General features: G+C 43.6%; 2 protein-coding genes. Both read left to right on the top strand.

The genetic code is table 11. From position 1 onward, the window contains the following. The first annotated feature begins 466 nt into the window (after nt 1-466). Nucleotides 467-772 (top strand): hypothetical protein, encoded by a 306-nt coding sequence (locus tag FYJ39_RS20265; protein ID WP_195840496.1) that lies wholly within the window; start codon nt 467-469, stop codon nt 770-772. Between the two features lie 53 nt (nt 773-825). Continuing rightward, nucleotides 826-1,987, top strand: a 1,162-nt coding sequence (locus tag FYJ39_RS20260; RefSeq protein WP_154474109.1) for a hypothetical protein, incomplete at its 3' end; no start/stop codon positions are given.

Here is a 1,987-nt window from a genome sequence, read left to right as displayed (position 1 = left end):
CAAAAAGAACCTGGCGTATCTGGCGGACATCTTAGGGCATGCTTCCGTAGAAACCACACGGATTTATGTAGCCATGGGCACACGGGAACATGAGCGAACCTTACAGAGAATGCGCCTGATTTCATAGAACCTCCGAATGTTGATTCTGTGGTTTTATGATTCCACACTCCGCCACATAGGGAACGGAGTAATTTAATTATACGGATATAAAGCCCAAATTTCAACTATTTATTACATAAATTTTAAGAGAATCAGCCACGAAATATAGACCTGCACGACAAAACATTTGCGCAGGTTTGATTTTTATGCCTGTCAGAACGATTTTATCCATCCAAAGGAATCATTCAGCCCTCAGAATCCGAAACGATTACCACAGAATCAACATTCTGGGGTAAGGTCATCTGGTGGCAATGGAACGGCTACGATGTGGAGCGTTCTTGCAAAAAAAGACAGGGGGGTGAAAGGGGTGGGGACAGTCTGGGCGGTGGAACTGTTGGAGTATTTAGCCCAGCGGGTCGGCTGCGCGTATCTTTCCGATTTGCGCTATCTCAGCCCATGGGAGCAAATGCGTTTATCCAGAGAGATCGCGAAAGTTCCAGCAGAGACATTTCCGCTGAAGATGTGGAATGACGCCCTGGCGTATCTGACGGGACTTCCACCGAAAGCGGATGTATCCAATGCGAAAGAAGCCTTGCTGGAACATCTGGTGTCATGGCCCAGCGGTGCCCACTGTCCCTCTTGGGAAAGACAAACCGATACAACCTATGTATGATGGTACTGGATGTGTGATTCCTCCAAATAATAAAAAAAGGAGTAAGGACAAATATGAAAAAACGCGCACTATCGTTTGTTCTGAGCCTGCTGATAGCCGTGACGCTGCTTGGCAATATGATGCCTGTCTATGCAGAAGAAACGGAACAGCCAGTCATCACGACAGAAGAAATGGGAAATGAAGTCACAGAGGACGAGATGGATCGGGGAACTCCATCCGATGCGGAAAGAACTGCCGGGGCAGCCGAAGAGCCAGCCGAAGAAGCCGAGGATTCGGAGGCGACAGCCAGCGAAGCAACTCGTAATGTAGCGACAGCCAGCGAAGCAGTAGCCAGTGTAAGTAAAGAGTGGATCGTTCTTGAAAAAGTACCGGCAAACCAATCGGACATAGAAAACGAAGCGGTGATTGAGAATCCGTCGTTCGCAGATATGCTAAGAATGCCGAATGGCAAAAAAGTTGATGTAAAAAAATACAAACCAGATCCAGATGAAGGAAGGTACACCTTTGCGATCATGGTCTTGGATAAACTGGACGGCCAATCAAAAGAAAGCTTTAATAAGAAATATAATAAAAAATGGTATTTTACCTTCTCTCTGCCAAAGGATAGAAGCAATATGAATGTCAATGTTAACTTAGTTGATGCAAACACAGATCAGGTTCTTGAAACACAGGAAATTATTCCTAATAGTAATGAGATTATTTTTGATAACATCCAAAAGCTTGTTGGTCAGGAGGAGAAGGATAAAGATTATTTATACCCTTTTACTTATTCAGAGACGACTAATCAAAACGGAATCGTAACTAGAAATATTAGAAGCACAGTCGAAAATGGAAATGCGGTATCGACTTATGTAAAAATGACCATAGAGCCGTCTATCCAAGGTACAGTGGTTAATTCAATCAATATTATTGTTCCAAACGAGATAGATCAGAACACCTACTATGAAGTTGTGGATTACAATCAATATAAAAACTATCTAACCGGTAAGGGAACGTATTATTCACAACGGACTGGTAATGAAAACGATCTCAGCGTCTATGTCCAAAGGGGGTATGAAGGTCAAAAGTTCCATGCAGCGGGCACTGCTGAATATGACAAGTATGAATTAGTTGAATCAGCTGATAAAAACAAGACAGCAGAGGGAATCCTCGCAAAGAAGTATGTACCAGATACTGTCACTCGAACAGGAGTAGTACGATATGCAAAACGTCTCC

It is taken from the genome of Clostridium porci (genome assembly GCF_009696375.1).
GTDB lineage: Bacteria > Bacillota > Clostridia > Lachnospirales > Lachnospiraceae > Enterocloster > Enterocloster porci.
The sequence above is the reverse complement of the archived record's forward strand: the minus strand, read 5'-3'. Positions and strand labels throughout refer to the sequence as shown.